The following is an 18,743-nucleotide window of genomic DNA, read 5'->3' as shown; positions in this document are numbered from 1 at the left end:
CGATCCTCTACCAAATAAAAGCGCGGCAATTATACGGAACTGGCAGAAAATTGCATCCTAAATTGGTGATACTTCGGTGAAATGTTCATGAACTTTGCGTGATTTGGCAAAATTCAGTAAAGAAATTTGGATAGGTTTTACGGCAACAATTCGGGTCCAAAATGGTCACTCCCACCTCGCTAAAACCCAATAATGCGAAACTCATGGCCATTCTATGATCGTTATAAGTTTCAATAATTCCATGTTGCAAGTGAGCCGGTGGCGTAATTGAAATTGCGTCTTCGGTTTCGACAACATGCGCGCCTACCTTACGCAGTTCTGCAGCCATCGCTTGCAAACGGTCGGTTTCTTTAATGCGCCAATTGGCAATATTACGAATGTGGGTCGTCCCCTGCGCAAACAATGCGAGTGTGGCAAACGTCATTGCGGCATCAGGAATCGCATTTAGGTCGGCATCAAGCGCACGCAAAACACCCTTTTTGACGGTAATAGAATGTTCTTCAATGGTTACTTGGGCGCCCATTTGAGCTAAATAATCAGCGAACTTTACATCGCCTTGAATACTATGTCGTCCCACGCCATGAACCGTCAGTGGTCCGCCGCCAAGAGCACCCGCTGCGAGCCAGTAAGATGCTGCGCTGGCATCGCCTTCTACCCAGTAAACACCAGGGCTTTGGTAAACCTGCTGCCCTGGAATCATAAATTCCTGGCGGCAAATTTGGTGCACAACAATGCCAAAGCGTTCAAGCATTGACAACGTTAGCTCAATATATGGCCATGAAACCACGGTACCCGTTAATTTGAGTACGCTGTCGGTTTTCAGTAACGGCAACGCCATTAATAGGGCTGAAATATATTGACTGGACTCGGTGCCATCAATTTCAATCATGCCACTGGTTAAGCCACCGGAAATCTCCAGCGGTGGGTAACCTTCCTGCTGCATGCAGTCAATGTGTGCACCGCCGGCGCGCAACGATTCAATCAGCGCCGCAATGGGGCGTTCTTGCATGCGTGCATCGCCCGTGAGTATGCAACGATTACCATGCAAGGTTGCACTCAGCACCGCTAGTAGCGGCCGCATAGCGGTACCCGCGTTACCTAAATCTAATGCTTCAGGATGCTGTGGCCAATTTCCACCACAGCCAGACACGGTGATGTGCGTTGGATCATGCTCAGCAATTGCAACAGCAACCCCCAACTCGCCCAAGGCTTCTAACATGCGCTGGGTGTCATCGCTTCGTAACACGTTGGTGAGCACCGTGTTTTGCCCTGACGCGCATAGCGCAGCCATCAGCAGCGCACGGTTCGCAATACTTTTGGAACCCGGCAAGGTCACGTTACCATGACATTGCCGTAGTTTTTTGAGGGTAATTGAACCTGTATCAGCCATGCAATAGGGTCGTCATGGCATCAATAAATGCCTGATTTTCTGCTGGCAGACCAATGCTTACGCGCAAATGGCGCGGCAACTGATAACCGGCAACTGGGCGTACAATCACTCCGGCATGCAACAGCTTTTGATAAAAATCTGCCGCTGCATCACCCACTTCAATGGTCAAGAAGTTGCCGTGAGAAGGAATATAATTTAAGCCGCTCTGCTCGCAAAACGCCACCAACTGTTTCATACCTTCTTGATTAACGCGAATGGACTCATCAAGGTAGGCTTGGTCATCGAGCACCACTTCGGCTGCGCGCAGGCTTAAACTGTTCATATTGAACGGTTGACGAATGCGGTTCATTAAATCAGCCACTTCAGGATGCGAAATTGCATACCCTGCCCGCAGCCCGGCAAGCCCATAAGCTTTAGAAAATGTACGGCTAACGATTAAATTCGGATACTGTGCCACCCACTCTACTGATGGCGCGCGCTCTGAGGCTTCAACATATTCATAATACGCTTCGTCCAGCACCACCAATACATTGGAAGGAACCTTTGCAATAAAGTCTGCCAGTTCTTCTTTACTGAGAAACGTGCCGGTTGGGTTGTTTGGGTTGGCAATAAAAATCATCCGCGTATTCGGCGTAATCGCCTTCAACATTGCTGGCAAGTCATGGCCATAGTCTTTCGCAGGCACCGCAATGCCTTTGGCACCAATAGCTTGAGTGACGAGAGGATAAACGACGAAAGCGTGTTGCGCGAAGATAACTTCGTGGCTGGCGTTCACAAACGTGCGGGCCAACAGCTCCAGCACGTCGTTCGAGCCATTACCCAAAGTGATTTGGTTGGTATTTACACCGAGTTTTTCGGCCAATTTAGTCTTTAGATAAAACCCATTTGCATCAGGGTAACGGGCTAGACCTTGCAAAGCATCCTGCAATGCCTGCTTCACCTTCTCACTCAAACCCAGCGGGTTCTCATTAGAGGCCAATTTAATAATATTCTTAATCCCAATCTCACGTTCAACCTCTTCAATCGGTTTTCCCGCTTGATATGGGCTTAGCGTACGAACCCCAGGGTTCGCCAGTTCTTTTGCGTTAAAATCAGTCATATAATTGGTTACTCGTTGTTCGTTATTCGTTATTGGTTTTCGCCACTCGAACAACGATTAACGAACAACCAATAACGCTTTTATGTTTTTAGGCCTTACGCTCAAATTCGCGCATAAATTCAACCAACGCATCAACGCCTGCCATCGGCATCGCATTATAAATGCTCGCGCGCATGCCGCCGACAAACCGATGGCCTTTTAATCCTAACAACCCAGCGTGTTGGGCTTGCTGCAAAAATTCACCGTCGAGGCGTTCATCCGCTAGCAAGAATGGTACGTTCATTATTGAACGATAGTTAGGGTTAACTGGATTACTATAGAAGTCAGAACTGTCAATAAAGTCATACAGTTTGGCCGCTTTCGCATGATTCATTTGCCCCATGGCAGCAATGCCACCTTGGCGTTTGAGCCATTGAAATACAAGCGCTGACAAGTACCAGGCGAAGGTGTTCGGCGTGTTATACATCGAACGTTCCTTGGCTTGCACTGTATAATCCATGATGGTTGAGGTATTGCCCTGCGGATGCCCGAGCAAGTCATCACGCACAATCGCAATAGCAAAACCTGATGGCCCGATATTTTTTTGTGCGCCCGCATAAATGACACCAAAACGGCTGACATCAAGCGGTTCAGAGAGAATATTCGAGGACATATCAGCAACCAGCGGCGCTGCTACATCGGGTATTTCATGCACTGCAATGCCATCAACTGTCTCGTTCGGACAATAATGAAAGTAGGCAGCGTTTTCTGAAAGTTGCCACGCATCGGCTGACGCAATCGCTTTGCCCTGGTCGGTTTGAACTGCAGCACCCACCACGTTGACATGGTGCACATACTTTTTGGCTTCACGAATGGCAAACTCAGACCAAATGCCACAATTCAAATAATCCACCGTAGCGTTTGGCCCGGCAATATTCTGTGGCACAGCACTGAATTGTCCACGCCCGCCACCATGCATAAATAACACGCGGTAATTGTCGGGAATAGCCATTAAGTCGCGCAAATCCTGCTCGGCCTGCTCGGCAAGCCGAACAAACGCAGGATCACGATGACTAATTTCGAGTACTGAAATGCCCAAGTCGTTCCAGTTAAGGAATTCCTCTTGGGCTTGTTTCATAACTTCTGCCGGCAGCATTGCCGGCCCCGCAGAAAAGTTAAACGGGGCACCCATGCAATTATTCCTCAGTTACTGCGCCATCGTCCGCATCATCGTCTAATGGTTCGCTGCTATCTTCGCCTTCTACTGGCTCGTTCAGCAACGCATCGGTTTCATCATCTTCGTCAACTTCATCAATACGCTGCATGCCGACAACTTGTTCATCTGCACCGGTACGAATTAAGCGAACACCCTGCGTGTTACGCCCTACTACCGACACTTCAACAACGCGCGTTCGTACCAACGTGCCCTTGTTGCTGATAAGCATAATCTGGTTGGCTTCAACCACTTCCATGGCACCAACAACCAGGCCATTCCGTTCACTGACTTTAATTGAAACGACACCTTTGGTGGCGCGGCTCTTCGCCGGGTAATCGGTAATCGGTGTACGTTTACCAAACCCGTTTTCAGTTACAGTAAGAATGCTTGGCACTTCGTCTTCAATGGTTCGTGGCACGATGAGTGATACCACGCTTTGCCCTTCAGCAAGGCGAATACCGCGTACACCTGTTGCTGTACGACCCATTGAGCGTACTTGATCTTCACTAAAGCGCACCACTTTACCACCATCAGAAAACAACATGATCTCGTCACCGGCCGTGGTCACGTCAACACCAATCAGCTCATCGCCTTCATTCAAGTTCAGGGCAATGATACCGCCACTGCGCGGACGCGAATACGCTTCCATTGGCGTCTTTTTGACCGTACCCTTGCGAGTGGCCATAACAATATATTTGTCGTCCGGATAATCACGCGTTGGCAGAATAGCGGTAATACGCTCATCAGCTTCTAGCGGCAACAAGTTTACAATTGGACGGCCGCGCGCAGTGCGTGTTGCCAGCGGCAATTGATAAACCTTCATCCAGTAAATACGACCCCGCGTTGAGAAACACAGAATCGTGTCATGTGTATTGGCAACCCATAACCGTTCAATGAAGTCTTCGTCTTTCATCTTCGTGGCAGACTTACCTTTACCACCGCGACGTTGCGCTTCATATTCAGTTAATGGTTGATACTTCACATAACCGTGATGTGACAACGTCACCACCACGTCTTCTTCATTAATCAGGTCTTCCATGCTGATATCGTGGGCAGCGGCAGTAATTTCTGTGCGGCGCGCGTCACCATATTCAGCTTTAATCTTTTCTAACTCTTCACGGATAACTTCCATCAAACGTTCTGAGTTATTCAAGATGTACAGCAACTCTTCAATCTGTTGCAGCAACGATTTGTATTCTTCAAGAATTTTCTCGTGCTCAAGGCCTGTTAACTTGTGTAGGCGCAAGTCCAAAATCGCTTGGGCTTGTTCTTCAGTTAAGTAATATTGGCCATCGCGAATACCGAATTCAGCACTAAGGTGATCAGGGCGCGCCGCGTCAACACCAGCGCGTTCAAGCATTGCTGCTACATCGCCAAGGTTCCAAGCACGGCCGCTTAATCCAGCTTTTGCATCAGCGGCAGTTTGTGAACGGCGAATCAATTCGATAATTTCATCAATGTTAGCCAGCGCAATCGCTAACCCTTCAAGGATGTGTGCCCGCTCACGCGCTTTACGCAACTCGTATACCGAGCGACGGGTAACCACTTCACGACGGTGCAGAATGAAGCATTCAAGCATGTCGCGCAGGTTAAACAGGCGTGGCTGGTTTTTATCCAAAGCAACCATGTTAATACCGAATACCACTTGCATTTGGGTATTGGCATACAGGTGATTCAGAACAACTTCAGCCACTTCACCACGTTTTAGTTCGATAACAATGCGCATGCCGTCTTTGTCAGACTCATCGCGTAAACCGCTGATACCTTCTAAGCGTTTCTCTTTAACCAACTCAGCAATTTTCTCAATCAACCGGGCTTTGTTCACCTGGTACGGAATTTCCGTAACGATGATGGCTTCACGGTTATTGCTGTCGGTTTCAACTTCGGCGGTTGCACGCAAATGAATGCGGCCACGCCCAGTTTTGTAGGCTTCAATAATACCTGCACGACCTGAAATACTTGCCGCAGTTGGGAAGTCAGGGCCAGGTATATAATCCATCAATTCTTCAATTTGAATATCCGGATTATCGATCATTGCCAAACAGCCATTTACAACTTCGGTTAAGTTGTGCGGCGGAATATTGGTCGCCATACCTACCGCAATACCGGACGAGCCGTTTACTAATAGGTTGGGAACACGGGTTGGCAATACATCTGGAATTTGTTCTGTGCCGTCATAGTTTGGCACAAAGTCGACCGTTTCCTTGTCGAGATCGGAGAGCAGTTCGCTGGCAATTTTAGCCATACGAATTTCGGTATAACGCATTGCTGCTGCCGAGTCACCGTCTACAGAACCAAAGTTACCCTGGCCATCGACCAACATGTAACGTAACGAGAACGGCTGTGCCATCCGTACAATCGTGTCGTAAACAGCACTATCACCGTGCGGGTGATACTTACCAATTACGTCACCGACAATACGCGCTGACTTTTTATACGGCTTGTTAAAATCATTGCGCAATTCGTTCATCGCGAATAAAACGCGACGGTGAACTGGCTTGAGACCATCACGAACGTCCGGCAATGCACGGCCTACAATTACACTCATGGCATAATCGAGGTAAGAACTTTTTAATTCATCTTCAATATTGACCGGAACGACTTCTCTGGCGAGATCACTCATAGTAGTTATATCCCTAAACGATCTGTCTTCTTTCTTATAATTCGTAAGATTACGCATTGTACCCGTAGAGGGCTGCTATCGCATCTTTTTTTATCCCTGTAGGTTGAGTACACTGTACCGACTTTTAAGCCTTAGCAGAAGCCCTATGAAAGCAAATTCGAACGTTGATCCTGCAGAAATTGAAAAATTTAGTGCCATCGCTTCACGTTGGTGGGACCCCGAAGGCGAGTTTAAGCCGCTTCACTTAATCAATCCGCTGCGCCTTGATTACATCATGCAGCATTGCGATGGTGTCTTTGCAAAGCAGGTGCTTGATATTGGCTGCGGTGGCGGCTTGCTTGCTGAAGGCTTAGCGCGCGCCGGCGGCAAAGTTACTGGCATAGATTTAGCCGAGCAATCCCTACAGGTTGCCCGTTTACACGCCTTGGAAAGCAAATTATCAATTGATTACCAGTGTATCGCTGCAGAGCAGTTTGCCGCCGAGCATCCACAGCAATTCGACGTGGTCACGTGCCTGGAGATGCTTGAGCATGTTCCCGACCCGAGCGCTATCGTGCAAGCGGCAGCCGATGCAGTAAAACCCGGTGGTTACGTGTTTTTCTCGACCTTAAATCGCAACGTGAAATCCTGGTTACTTGGTATCGTCGCAGCCGAATACGTACTTGGCTGGGTTCCGAAAGGCACCCATCAGCACCAAAAGTTTATTCAACCTTCTGAACTGCTGCGCATGTCGGATGCAGCCGGTCTCGACCCGCTTTCCATGACGGGCATGCACTATTTGCCCTGGCGTGGCTTTTATCTTGATCAAAGCAATGTGGATGTGAATTATATCGTATGCCTGCGCAAACCCAACTCAATATGAAACGCGCAACAGCGCCTACAGCTGTCTTATTCGACCTGGATGGTACTCTGCTGGACACCGCACCAGACTTGGGCGCTGCACTAAATGCAGTACTTCAGGCAGAACAACGCCCGCTGGTGTCAGCTGCAGACTATACGCCTTTAGCATCGCACGGTTCTGCCGGTTTATTGCGTTATGCCTATGGCGATGAATTCGAGCGCCGCCGCGATGAGTTACGTGACGCGTTTTTAACCGCATATGCCCGTAATATTGCTGCGAATACGCAGTTATTCGATGGCGTCACACAGCTCTTACTGCAACTTCAAGCCCAAGATATCGCAGTGGCTATTGTCACCAATAAACCCCATGCCTTAACTGCCCAGCTGGTTCCGCACTATCCTGAACTTGCGGCGATCAAGGTGATTATTAGTGGCGATACGCTAACTGTTGCGAAGCCTGATCCGGCGCCGTTATTGCACGCAGCCCAGTTACTTGGCGTGCCAAAGCACCAATGTTGGTACGTGGGTGACGCACAACGCGATATTGAAGCAGGTCGTCGCGCCGATATGTTCACCGTATTGGCACGATATGGCTATATTAGTGCGGATGATGAGCCGCATAGTTGGGGCGCAGATGCGCACATTGATCACCCCACAGAACTAACTAACTTGTGGTTGAAATAACGCTCAACCACAACATCTTGTGGATTGTCGGTAAAAACGCCCAAAATCTTGTAAAAGCCTTGTTATACGTGGCTTATAAATTTGTTATCTGAACATAGGTGTTAACAGACAAAAAAATAATAAGAAATAAATTTTTATATCTTGATTTTCCTAAGTCGCTTTATTGACAAGCGTTTTAGCGAAAGCCCCCACTAATCCCGATCGAAATCAGTCATTTCACCACAGTAAATTCACTTGATCAGTGTGCGATAAGTGCTAGGATACTGATCATTCAATCAACCCAAGATATTGTGTAAAAAACGCACGAACAACCTCCTAAAACACCATATCTTGTGGCTAGACTAACAAATCATAACAACAACGAATATGGATGCGCCTCATGAATCAACAGCTCTTCGTAACTAAACGTAGCGGCGAACGTGAACCCCTGAATCTGGACAAAATCCACCGCGTTATCAGTTGGGCTGCCGAAGGGCTCAATAACGTGTCAGTTTCACAAGTTGAAATCAAATCTCATATTCAGTTTTACGACGGCATTAAAACTGAAGACATTCATGAAACCATTATCAAGGCAGCTGCCGATTTGATTTCTGAAGAAGCGCCTGATTACCAATATTTGGCGGCTCGCCTCGCAATATTCCATTTGCGTAAATTAGCCTATGGCAAATTTGAGCCACCGCATTTGTATGACCAAGTTACAAAAATGGTTGCTGGCGGTCGCTATGACAAGCATTTGCTGGATGACTACAGCAAAGAAGAATTCGAACAGATGAATGATTTCATCGACCATGCCCGCGACTTAAATTTCTCTTACGCCGCAGTAAAGCAGCTTGAGGGCAAGTATTTGGTGCAAAACCGTGTCAGCGGCGAAATCTACGAGAGCGCTCAGTTCTTGTATTTGTTGGTTGCTGCTTGCTTGTTTGCAAACTACCCGAAAGAAACGCGTCTGAGCTACGTAAAACGTTTTTATGACGCAACATCGTTGTTCAAAATTTCGTTGCCAACGCCCATCATGTCTGGCGTACGCACACCAACGCGTCAATTCAGTTCGTGCGTATTGATTGAAGCTGGCGACAGCCTCGATTCAATTAACGCAACGGCTAGCGCTATCGTGAAATACGTGTCACAACGCGCCGGTATTGGTATCAATGCAGGTCGCATCCGCGCACTGGGTAGCCCTATTCGCAGCGGCGAAGCCTTCCATACAGGCTGTATCCCATTTTATAAATACTTCCAAACAGCCGTTAAAAGCTGCTCGCAAGGTGGTGTTCGTGGCGGCGCAGCCACCCTGTTCTACCCACTTTGGCATCTTGAAGTTGAAAGCCTGTTAGTACTGAAAAACAACCGCGGTGTTGAAGAGAACCGCGTGCGTCACTTGGATTACGGTGTGCAATTTAACCGGGTTATGTACCAGCGCTTAATCAAAGACGATTACATCACACTGTTTAGCCCGTCTGACGTGCCTGGTCTGTACGATGCATTCTTCGCCGATCAAGACGAGTTTGAACGCTTATACAAACAGTACGAAGCAGACGAGTCGATTCGTAAGAAGCGTATTAAAGCGATTGAATTATTTAGCTTATTTATGCAAGAACGCGCCAGTACCGGCCGTATTTATTTGCAAAACGTAGACCATTGCAACACCCATAGCCCGTTTGATCCGAAAGTGGCGCCGATTCGCCAGAGCAACTTATGTCTGGAAATCGCCCTGCCAACCAAGCCGTTGGCGCACGTGAACGATGAAGAAGGTGAAATTGCCCTTTGCACGCTGTCCGCCTTTAATCTGGGCGCGATCAAATCACTGGATGACTTAGAAGAGATGGCTGAATTAGCCGTGCGCGCGCTCGACAGCCTACTCGACTACCAAGAATATCCAGTGCCGGCAGCGCGTAATGCCACCATGGGGCGTCGTACCTTAGGTATCGGTGTTATTAACTACGCATACTACCTCGCGAAGCACGGTGTACGTTACTCAGACGGTTCGGCCAACGCACTCACGCATCGTACATTTGAAGCCATTCAGTTCTACCTTATGAAGGCTTCTATGAATTTAGCGAAAGAGCTTGGCGCGTGCCCTAAATTTAACGAAACCACGTATTCGAAAGGCATTATGCCTACCGATACCTATAAAAAAGATCTCGACGCGGTTTGCAGCGAAGCGTTGCATTTAGATTGGGATGGCTTGCGTGCTGGCATTAAAAAATACGGCATGCGTAATTCAACGTTGTCAGCATTGATGCCGTCAGAAACCTCATCACAAATCTCGAATGCAACCAACGGCATTGAACCGCCGCGCGGACACATCAGTATTAAAGCATCGAAAGATGGCATCACCAAGCAAGTGGTGCCGGAATACGAAACACTTAAAGACGCTTACGAATTGCTGTGGCAAATTCCGAGCAATAAAGGGTACATCGAGCTTGTCGGTATTATGCAAAAATTCGTCGACCAGACGATTTCGGCAAATACCAACTACGACCCAAGCAAATTTGAGGGTGGCAAGGTTCCTATGCGCCAGTTGCTGCAGGATTTGTTGTATGCGTACAAACTGGGTGTGAAAACCTTGTATTACCACAATACCCGAGACGGCGCTTCTGACAATCAAGTTGATTTGCGTGACAAAGTAGATGCCAAAACGCGCGAACAAGAGAATCAACAAGCAACCGTGGCAATAATAGAAGAAGACGATGATTGCGCCGGCGGAGCCTGCAAAATTTAACGTTCGAGAAGAACAGTAAAAGGTGCGCTAAACTATGAGTTATTCGACGTTTAATAAAAATCAAATTAACCCGCTATTGGAGCCGATGTTTTTTGGTAATTCGGTGAACGTAGCGCGTTATGACCAACAAAAGCACAGCATTTTTGAAAAGCTTATCGAAAAGCAAATCAGTTTCTTTTGGCGTCCTGAAGAAATTGATGTTAGTCGTGATCGCGTTGACTTCAATGCGCTAACTGAAAGTGAAAAGCATATTTTCATTTCAAACTTAAAATACCAAACGTTGCTTGATTCTGTGCAAGGTCGTAGCCCTAATATCGCGCTGCTGCCGATTGTTTCCATACCAGAACTCGAAACATGGGTAGAAACCTGGTCGTTCTTTGAAACCATTCATTCACGTTCATACACGCACATATTGCGTAACCTGTTTACTGACCCAAGTGAAGTATTTGAAGACATCGTCATCAACGAAGAAATTCAAAAACGCGCCAACGACATTTCTCAGTACTACGATGACCTGATCTTCTATACGCAAATGTGGCAAACGCATGGCGAAGGTCAATGGGAAGTAGACGGCGAAGTACATAATGTCACGATTCGCGAACTCAAGAAGAAGTTGTTCTTGTGCATTAACTCAGTGAATGCATTAGAAGCGGTACGCTTTTATGTCAGCTTTGCCTGTACCTTTGCTTTTGCAGAACGCGATTTGATGGAAGGTAACTCAAAAATCATTCGCCTTATTGCCCGCGATGAAAACCTCCACTTGGTTTCCACTCAGCAAATTATAAACTTATGGCAGTACGGTAAAGACGACCCTGAAATGAAAGAGATATCTGAAGAGCTACGCGAAGAAGCCCTACAGATTTTCATGAAAGCTGTCGAACAAGAAAAGCAATGGGCGCATTATTTATTCCGTAATGGCTCAATGATTGGTTTGAATGAAGAAATGTTATGCCAATACGTTGAATACATTGCCAACATGCGCATGGAGGCCATTGGTTTCGATGCGCCATTCAAGCAACGCAGCAACCCGCTGCCTTGGATGAACAAGTATTTGGTATCAGACAACGTGCAAGTTGCGCCACAAGAGTCTGAAATCACTTCATATTTAGTGGGCCAAATTGACAGTGAAGTCAGTGCTGCAGACTTGGGAGACTTCGAACTCTAATCGTCCTATGAGCCAGCTCTATAAGGTTAAAGTCAACGGTCAGCATGAGCTGACCGTTGACGCTTCAAAAGGTACGACCCTGCTCGAAGCTATGGAACAAGCTGGGTTAGACCCCCACTATCATTGCCGCAATGGTTTTTGTGGTGCCTGCCGCGTGCAGCTTGTCTCCGGCGATGTGAATTACGTCAACGACCCACTCGCTTTTATCCGTCCGGGCGACTGTTTAGCATGTTGTTGCGTACCTGCCACCGATATTGAAATCAATCAATAGCCAACTATCGAACTTTTCGATAGCCCAAATCAACTAAAGTCATTGGAATCAGACCCTAATTTGTAGGACAATCAGCAGCAATTATTGCTTTCGAAATGAGGAGTAGCGAATGTTTACTGTAATCTTTGGCCGTCCAGGCTGTCCGTTTTGCGTACGCGCAAAGCAAATCGCTGAAAAGCTGGAAGAAAATCGTGATGATTTCGAGTTTAATTACATCGATATGCAGGCCGAAGGAATCAGCAAAGCCGACTTAGAGAAAACGGTTGGTAAACCAGTACTCACCGTGCCACAAATCTTTGTCGATGAAAAACACATTGGTGGCTGTGATGAATTTGAGGTTTATGCCCGCGAGCATTTAGGTTTGTACGCTCGTTAAAGCCTGACGCACCCGTTTTTCTGAGACAGGGAAACGGGTGCCTAAAGTCTGCGCGAAAAAGCTCACTCGCAGCTCTTCTATCATCCAACGAATATCTCGTACACCTTCCGGTAACTTCTGACCTTTTGGAAATTTACTCAGCAATGCCTGATAATCTTGCTGTAAATCCGTAATGGTTATGGTGTGCAACCTATCTTTATTTGGGTCAACCGGTAACTTCTCTAAGCGCCGTTCAATGGCCTTTAAGTAGCGCGGAATATCCGCCAGTCGCTCTACCCCAACATCACTAACAAAACCTTTATAAACAAGGTGATCAAGCTGATCTTTAATGTCACCGTGGGCTTGAATTTGGTCCAGACTCACTTTGCCCTTTAAACGCTTACGAATCGCCTGACTTTGCATCAAGCACGGCTCAACGGCCTGCGCAATCGCGCTCACGCGTTCATTTAGCTCTGCCCTGGCCACCTCATATAATACTTTAAACGCATCGGCATCTCTTGCCGGGTGGGCATCAATCATTGCGTCCAGCGCAGCGACAATACAGTCCTGAATCAAATCATCCACTTTACCCCAAGGGTTGTAGTACATCGCCAACTTGGCCTTATTTGACAACGATTGTTGCAAATAGCGTACCGGGGAAGGCAATTGAGCCAGTAGCAGTTGACGCAGGCCTTGCTTGTGCGCTTGCTCAGCCTGCGCGAGCGTGTCAAACAACTCCTGACGCACGCCGTCACCATCAGGAACCAGTGCAGGGTAAGCCTTAATCGCATAGCCTCGCTGTTGTTGCTCCAGCGTTTCTGGCAACGCGCCGAACACCCATTCAGTGGCGGCACGCGGTTGATTTTCCTGTGGCTGCGCAACGGCTTGCTTTAATGCGTCTTTCACCTGCCCCTGCATGTTCTGCTGTAACTGAACGAGATCTCGGCTCTGCCGTAACGTGTTACCTTGTTCATCAACCACCGCAAAGTTCATCTTCAAATGACGCGGTATCTGCGCGGCATCCCATGCGTCAGCCGGTATCGTCACGCCAGTCATGCGCCGCAATTTAGCCGCTAGTGCATCCACGAGCGTATGCGTTGCGATAAGCTCAGCGCTGCAATCGGCAATAAAAGCTTGCGCATAATTTGGTGCTGGCACAAAGTTGCGTCGCAATACTTTTGGCAGCGACTTTATCCAGGCGACTACAAGATCGGTACGTAATGCTGGAATAAGCCAGTCAAAACCCTCGGGCTTCACTTGATTCAGCAGCGCCACTGGCACTTCAACCGTCACCCCATCGTCCTCGGCGTTGGGGTCAAACACATAACGTACATGCAGCTTTAAGTTACCCTGTTGCCATGTATCCGGATAATCCTGCGACGTTACGTGGCTTGCCTCTTGTGCCATCAAGTCGTCACGCTCAAACTGCAGCAACTTCGGTTGCTGTTTCACAGCCGTATGCCACCAACCCGCCAGCAGTTGTTCATTATAAATGCCCGCTGGAATATCCTGATCATAGGCTGTAAATAGCGCTTCATCGTCTATCAAAATATCTCGTCTACGTGACTTCTCTTCAAGTTCACGCACTTGCGAAATTAACGCTAAGTTATGTGCAACAAACGGCAATGGACGCTTCAACTGACCTTGAACCAGCCCTTCACGGATAAAAATCTCGCGAGCAGCAACGGCGTCTATCGGCCCGAACTGCACCTTGCGACGTGGCACAATGATTAAACCAAACAAAGTCACCTGTTCATCGGCAACTACCGAGCCCTGCTTCTTGGAAAAATGCGGTTCAAAATAGTTACGCTTTACCAAATGCTCAGCAGCCGGTTCAATCCATTCGGGCTCAATGCGCGCATTCATCCGCGCAAATAGACGGGAAGTTTCAACTAACTCAGCGGTCATGACCCATTTAGGTGCCTTTTTGAATAACCCAGAGCCCGGGAAAATATAGAATTTACGATTACGCGCGCCGAGGTATTCATGCCCCTCTTGCTTCTGCCCTAATTGCGACAGCATACCGGTTAACAAAGCACGATGAATTGCTTCATAGCTAGCCGGTTCTTGATTGATACGAAACCCTAATCCACGTACAGTTTGCCGCACCTGGGTATAGACATCCTGCCATTCACGCACGCGCAGTACATGCAGAAACTCTTGCTTCATGCGCTTTCTGAATTGCGTTTTAGATAATTCATGTTGCAGTTCTGATAAATACTGCCAGAGCTTCAAGAAGCCCATAAAGTCAGAGTCTTTATCGTGAAACCGCTGGTGGAACTCATCCGCCTTCTGCGCTCCCTGTTGTGGGCGCTCGCGCGGATCTTGAATGCTCAACGCAGAAACCATCACCATTACTTCTTGCATGCAACCGAAGTCATTCGCCGCAAGCACCATACGCGCCAAACGCGGATCCAATGGTAATTGCGCCAGTTGCCGCCCAACAGCCGTTAAGCGTGGTCCTTGGTAACCGCGCTTATTCTTCTTCGGGCGCGCAGTTGAAGCTAAGGCATGCAACTCTTGTAAGAGGTTTAAGCCGTCATTGATATACCGTTCATCTGGGCGCTCAATAAACGGAAATTTCCGAATATCGCCCAACTTGGCTGACGTCATTTGCAAAATAACAGCCGCTAGATTGGTTCTCAGAATTTCAGGATCGGTATAAGCCGGGCGGGCCAACAGATCTTCTTCGCTGTATAGGCGAATACATACGCCAGGTGCCACCCGGCCACAACGGCCCGCGCGCTGATTTGCACTCGCTTGTGAAATTTTCTCTATGGGGAGTCGTTGTACTTTGGTTCGGTAACTGTAACGGCTTATCCTTGCGGTACCCGGATCAATCACGTAGCGAATTCCCGGCACCGTCAACGAGGTTTCGGCAACGTTGGTTGCAATCACAACCCGTCGACCGCTATGCGATTGAAAGATTCTATTTTGCTCAGCTGCAGATAACCGCGCGAACAATGGCAATATCTCGGTATTCGCCAGTTTCAACTCGCCAATCGCTTCAGCAAAATCACGAATTTCGCGCTCGCCACTGGCAAATAGCAATACGTCCCCTGCGGCTTCGCGCTGCAGTTCTAATAGCGCATCACACACGCCCTGCACCACATCAGCGTCATCATCACTTGTGTCAGCGTCTTGCAGCGGCCGATAGCGCACTTCTACCGGATAGGTGCGCCCACTGACTGTAATAATTGGTGCTTGATTAAAATGTTTGGAAAATCGCTCTGTTTCTATCGTGGCTGACGTAACAATCAGTTTTAATTCAGGGCGTTTGGGTAAAATGGTGGCTAATACACCAAGCAGAAAATCAATGTTCAAACTGCGTTCGTGCGCTTCATCAATAATGATTGCATCGTACTTAGACAGCAGGCGATCATTTTGCAGCTCGGCCAACAACATACCGTCAGTAACGAGTTTTATACGTGTGCCTGGTGCCGTTTGGTCATGAAAACGGACCTTATAACCCACCACCGCACCAAGCTCAGTCTCGAGTTCTTGCGCAATACGTGCCGCTACGCTTCGAGCCGCTAGCCGCCGTGGCTGCGTGTGACCAATCATGCGCCCTTCATCGGCGTTACCATAGCCCAATTCAAGCAGCATTTTCGGTAACTGAGTGGTTTTCCCTGAACCTGTTTCACCCGCGATAATCACCACTTGATGTTTCTCAATGGCGGCTTGAATCGTTTGTTTTTCTTGTACAACGGGTAAGTCAGCTGGAAATTGAATGGCGCGCACGTCTGTCCTAAATCATTAAAAAGGCTGACGCTAGTTTACCAGCGTCAGCCTTTAATGTTAACGATGCGTGTAGCCATCACGTAAATGAAGGTCTATTGCACGCAATATATCCGTGCGGGTTATCACCCCAACCAACTGCCTGTCGGTGTTGATTACCGGATACATCTTCGGTTTGTTGGCTGTCATTTGCTGCGCCAAATCGGTTACCGACGTGTTTGCATCCACGGTCACAACTTCGCCTTGATACATGCAATCACTAACCGTAGCGCTTTGCTCATTGTGGTAGGTGTCACGCAGCATCGCGGCTAAACAGTCTTGCTCGGACAAAAAGCCCACCAGTTTGTTCTGTTTATCAACTACCGGGCCGCCACGCTGACTGCTTTGCAACAATATCGACACCGCAGCCTCAATTGACATGTCAGGCGCAAAACGAACCGGATGCCGATTCATATAGTCCACAACTTTTAATGAATGCATGGTATACCTCTCACTATTTACCAACCATGCATTCAGTATAGTCAATCGTTGTAGATGGCAACCTCAACCGGTTGATTTGCAACGCGCTTAGCACGGTACATACCTTCCGTATTAAACGGCATATGCACATTACCGTCTTTATCGACAATAATAACGCCCCCAGTGCCACCTGCTGGCAACAACACATCATGAATTACCGTATCGCCGGCAGTCACCACATCGAGTTGCTGGTATTTCATTCGCGAACAAATATCTGCGGCAACTTGATAGCGAATAAAATATTCACCATGCCCGGTTGCAGAAACCGCGCAACTGGTATTGTCGGCCCATGTACCCGCACCAATAATGGGTGAATCACCAACACGACCATAGCGCTTACCGGTCATGCCGCCAGTTGAGGTCGCGGCGGCCAAGTTGCCATGTTTATCCAGCGCAACAGCACCAACGGTGCCGTATTTAAAGTTATCATCCATAGTCGCCCAAGCTTGTTTGTCTTGGGGATTGCCAACTTGTTTCTTCATGCGTTGCAACGACTCATAACGCCATTCGGTATTGAAGTAGCTGTTGTCAACGAGCTCTAAGCCCTGCTCTTGCGCAAAGGTTTCAGCGCCTTCGCCGCTGAGCATAACGTGTACCGACTCTTCCATTATTTTACGCGCCAAAGCAATAGGGCTTTTCACGGTTTTCACACTGGCTACAGCCCCAGCTTCGCGAGTGGCGCCATTCATGATTGAAGCATCTAACTCATGAATCCCATCCCAATTGTATACAGCACCGCGACCCGAGTTAAAAAGTGGCGAGTCTTCCATGATTTGTACAGCAGCCACCACTGCATCCATACTGGTGCCGCCATTGGCAAGAACCGCGTGCCCAGCGTTAATGGCTTCGGTGAGCTTTGCCGTATAGGCGCGCTCACGCTCAGGCGTCATACTCTCACGCGTGATGGTTCCCGCACCACCGTGAATAGCAATTGAAAACTTAGCATTATCATCAGCGTTTTGAGCGAGTGCATTTGGTGCAAGCAAAGCCGCACCAGATACCAACACCGCAGATACGAACAGCGAGCGTGCAGCTGTAGGGAGTTTCAGTTGTTTCATAGTTGCCTCAACGTTTAAAAACTATAGCCTTCAACTCTAACTTGCTGCTGCCACCTGAGCAAGAGACACCGACCCCGAAATAGCGGCCATTTAACGCGGGTTGCTGGTTCACATACCACCTTGTGGAATCGAATAGGTGTCTGAGCGCGTTGTTAATCTTTGTCATTAAAAGGTGCATAAGGTAGTCTTATTGATATTCGTAAATGCTGCAAAGTAACAGGAAAACGATGACTCAGCCGACCTTCTATTGGCACGATTATGAAACTTGGGGTGCGAATCCACAAACCGACCGGCCAGCACAATTTGCGGGTTTGCGAACCACTGTAGATTTCGAACCCGTTGGCCGCCCCCTAACCATTTATTGTCAACCAACCCCTGACTTTTTGCCGCACCCTCAGGCCGTTTTAATTACAGGTATAACGCCCCAACATGCGTTGGCTCAAGGCATGTGCGAATCAGCTTTTGCTGAAAAAATTGCTGCGCAAATGAGCGAACCCAACACCACCATTATCGGCTACAACAATATCGCCTTTGATGATGAGGTTACGCGCAACTTATTTTACCGAAACTTCATTGATCCCTATGCGCATACTTGGCAGGACAATAATTCGCGGTGGGACTTAATTGATCTGATGCGTGCGTGTTATGCACTGCGCCCTGAAGGTATCGAATGGCCGTACCATGATGATGGCCGTGTAAGCATGAAGCTTGAAGATCTTACCCGTGCCAATAACATTGAACATGGCCAGGCTCATGACGCAATGGCTGATGTGCATGCCACCATCGCCATTGCCAAAAAGGTGAAAGCTGCTCAACCACGCTTGTTCGATTATGCCTATGGCTTGCGCCGCAAGCAGGCAGTAAAAGAACTCGTGCAGCTGACAACTTTTACTCCGTTGGCACATATCAGCGGCTTTTATGGCGCAAATAATGGCTATTTAAGCGTCATAATGCCGCTGGCGTTCCATCCAGAGCAACCGAATACGGTTATCTATTGGGATTTGCGCTGCAATCCAGACAACATCGCAACACTGTCCGAGAGCGAACTGGTTGAGCGTCGATTTAGCCGCCGAGCCGACCTTTTTGA

General features: G+C 48.1%; 14 protein-coding genes. 7 read left to right on the top strand and 7 right to left on the bottom strand.

Annotation, left to right across the window (positions count from 1 at the left end; translation table 11 throughout):
• Positions 1 to 85: 85 nt before the first annotated feature.
• The 4 genes from aroA to gyrA all read right to left on the bottom strand — a co-directional run bounded on the left by aroA (position 86) and on the right by gyrA (position 6,307).
• Complete coding sequence (gene aroA, locus ACN0UN_RS00525) at positions 86 to 1,390, bottom strand: 3-phosphoshikimate 1-carboxyvinyltransferase (protein ID WP_417658241.1); 1,305 nt, start codon at positions 1,388 to 1,390, stop codon at positions 86 to 88.
• Positions 1,383 to 2,489, bottom strand: a complete 1,107-nt coding sequence (hisC, locus tag ACN0UN_RS00520) for a histidinol-phosphate transaminase (protein ID WP_417658240.1) — start codon at positions 2,487 to 2,489, stop codon at positions 1,383 to 1,385. The genes aroA and hisC overlap by 8 nt, the downstream gene beginning before the upstream one ends.
• Positions 2,490 to 2,577: 88 nt before the next feature.
• Positions 2,578 to 3,660 carry a 3-phosphoserine/phosphohydroxythreonine transaminase gene (serC, locus tag ACN0UN_RS00515; protein ID WP_417658239.1) on the bottom strand — a complete coding sequence of 361 codons (1,083 nt, stop codon included), beginning with the start codon at positions 3,658 to 3,660 and terminating at the stop codon, positions 2,578 to 2,580.
• A 4-nt stretch (positions 3,661 to 3,664) separates the two neighbouring features.
• Positions 3,665 to 6,307, bottom strand: a complete 2,643-nt coding sequence (gyrA, locus tag ACN0UN_RS00510; protein WP_417658238.1) for a DNA topoisomerase (ATP-hydrolyzing) subunit A — start codon at positions 6,305 to 6,307, stop codon at positions 3,665 to 3,667.
• Between the two features lie 145 nt (positions 6,308 to 6,452).
• Between gyrA and ubiG the strand changes: the two genes are divergently transcribed.
• The 6 genes from ubiG to ACN0UN_RS00480 all read left to right on the top strand — a co-directional run bounded on the left by ubiG (position 6,453) and on the right by ACN0UN_RS00480 (position 12,362).
• Positions 6,453 to 7,169: a bifunctional 2-polyprenyl-6-hydroxyphenol methylase/3-demethylubiquinol 3-O-methyltransferase UbiG gene (gene ubiG, locus ACN0UN_RS00505; protein ID WP_417658237.1), complete on the top strand. Its 717-nt coding sequence runs from the start codon at positions 6,453 to 6,455 to the stop codon at positions 7,167 to 7,169.
• Positions 7,166 to 7,831, top strand: coding sequence for an HAD family hydrolase (locus tag ACN0UN_RS00500; protein ID WP_417658236.1), 666 nt, complete (start codon positions 7,166 to 7,168; stop codon positions 7,829 to 7,831). The genes ubiG and ACN0UN_RS00500 overlap by 4 nt, the downstream gene beginning before the upstream one ends.
• A 379-nt stretch (positions 7,832 to 8,210) precedes the next feature.
• Positions 8,211 to 10,550 carry a class 1a ribonucleoside-diphosphate reductase subunit alpha gene (gene nrdA / locus ACN0UN_RS00495; RefSeq protein ID WP_417658235.1) on the top strand — a complete coding sequence of 780 codons (2,340 nt, stop codon included), beginning with the start codon at positions 8,211 to 8,213 and terminating at the stop codon, positions 10,548 to 10,550.
• 34 nt (positions 10,551 to 10,584) lie between these two features.
• Complete coding sequence (nrdB, locus tag ACN0UN_RS00490) at positions 10,585 to 11,715, top strand: class Ia ribonucleoside-diphosphate reductase subunit beta (RefSeq protein WP_417658234.1); 1,131 nt, start codon at positions 10,585 to 10,587, stop codon at positions 11,713 to 11,715.
• 7 nt (positions 11,716 to 11,722) lie between these two features.
• Positions 11,723 to 11,986, top strand: a complete 264-nt coding sequence (gene yfaE, locus ACN0UN_RS00485) for a class I ribonucleotide reductase maintenance protein YfaE (RefSeq protein WP_128351443.1) — start codon at positions 11,723 to 11,725, stop codon at positions 11,984 to 11,986.
• Between the two features lie 109 nt (positions 11,987 to 12,095).
• Positions 12,096 to 12,362 (top strand): GrxA family glutaredoxin, encoded by a 267-nt coding sequence (locus tag ACN0UN_RS00480; protein ID WP_417658233.1) that lies wholly within the window; start codon positions 12,096 to 12,098, stop codon positions 12,360 to 12,362.
• Here the strand turns inward: ACN0UN_RS00480 and hrpA are convergent.
• Genes hrpA through ACN0UN_RS00465 form a run of 3 tightly spaced genes read right to left on the bottom strand, consistent with a single transcriptional unit; the run spans position 12,342 to position 17,656 of the window.
• A complete protein-coding gene (gene hrpA, locus ACN0UN_RS00475) occupies positions 12,342 to 16,082 on the bottom strand; it encodes an ATP-dependent RNA helicase HrpA (protein ID WP_417658232.1) in 3,741 nt (1,246 codons plus the stop codon). The two genes, ACN0UN_RS00480 and hrpA, sit on opposite strands and share 21 nt — an antisense overlap.
• A 57-nt stretch (positions 16,083 to 16,139) precedes the next feature.
• Entirely contained in the window at positions 16,140 to 16,559 is a 420-nt protein-coding gene (locus ACN0UN_RS00470) for a CBS domain-containing protein (RefSeq protein WP_417658231.1), read from the bottom strand.
• A gap of 41 nt (positions 16,560 to 16,600) precedes the next feature.
• The gene (locus tag ACN0UN_RS00465) at positions 16,601 to 17,656 is read right to left on the bottom strand and encodes an isoaspartyl peptidase/L-asparaginase family protein (protein WP_417658230.1); all 1,056 of its coding nucleotides are present in this window, start codon (positions 17,654 to 17,656) and stop codon (positions 16,601 to 16,603) included.
• 227 nt (positions 17,657 to 17,883) lie between these two features.
• Here ACN0UN_RS00465 and sbcB point away from each other — a divergent pair.
• Positions 17,884 to 18,743, top strand: an 860-nt coding sequence (gene sbcB, locus ACN0UN_RS00460) for an exodeoxyribonuclease I (protein ID WP_417658229.1), incomplete at its 3' end; no start/stop codon positions are given.

Source organism: Pseudidiomarina sp., assembly GCF_048267825.1.
GTDB lineage: Bacteria > Pseudomonadota > Gammaproteobacteria > Enterobacterales > Alteromonadaceae > Pseudidiomarina.
Note: the sequence above shows the minus strand (reverse complement) of the source record. Positions and strands in the feature narration are given on the sequence as shown.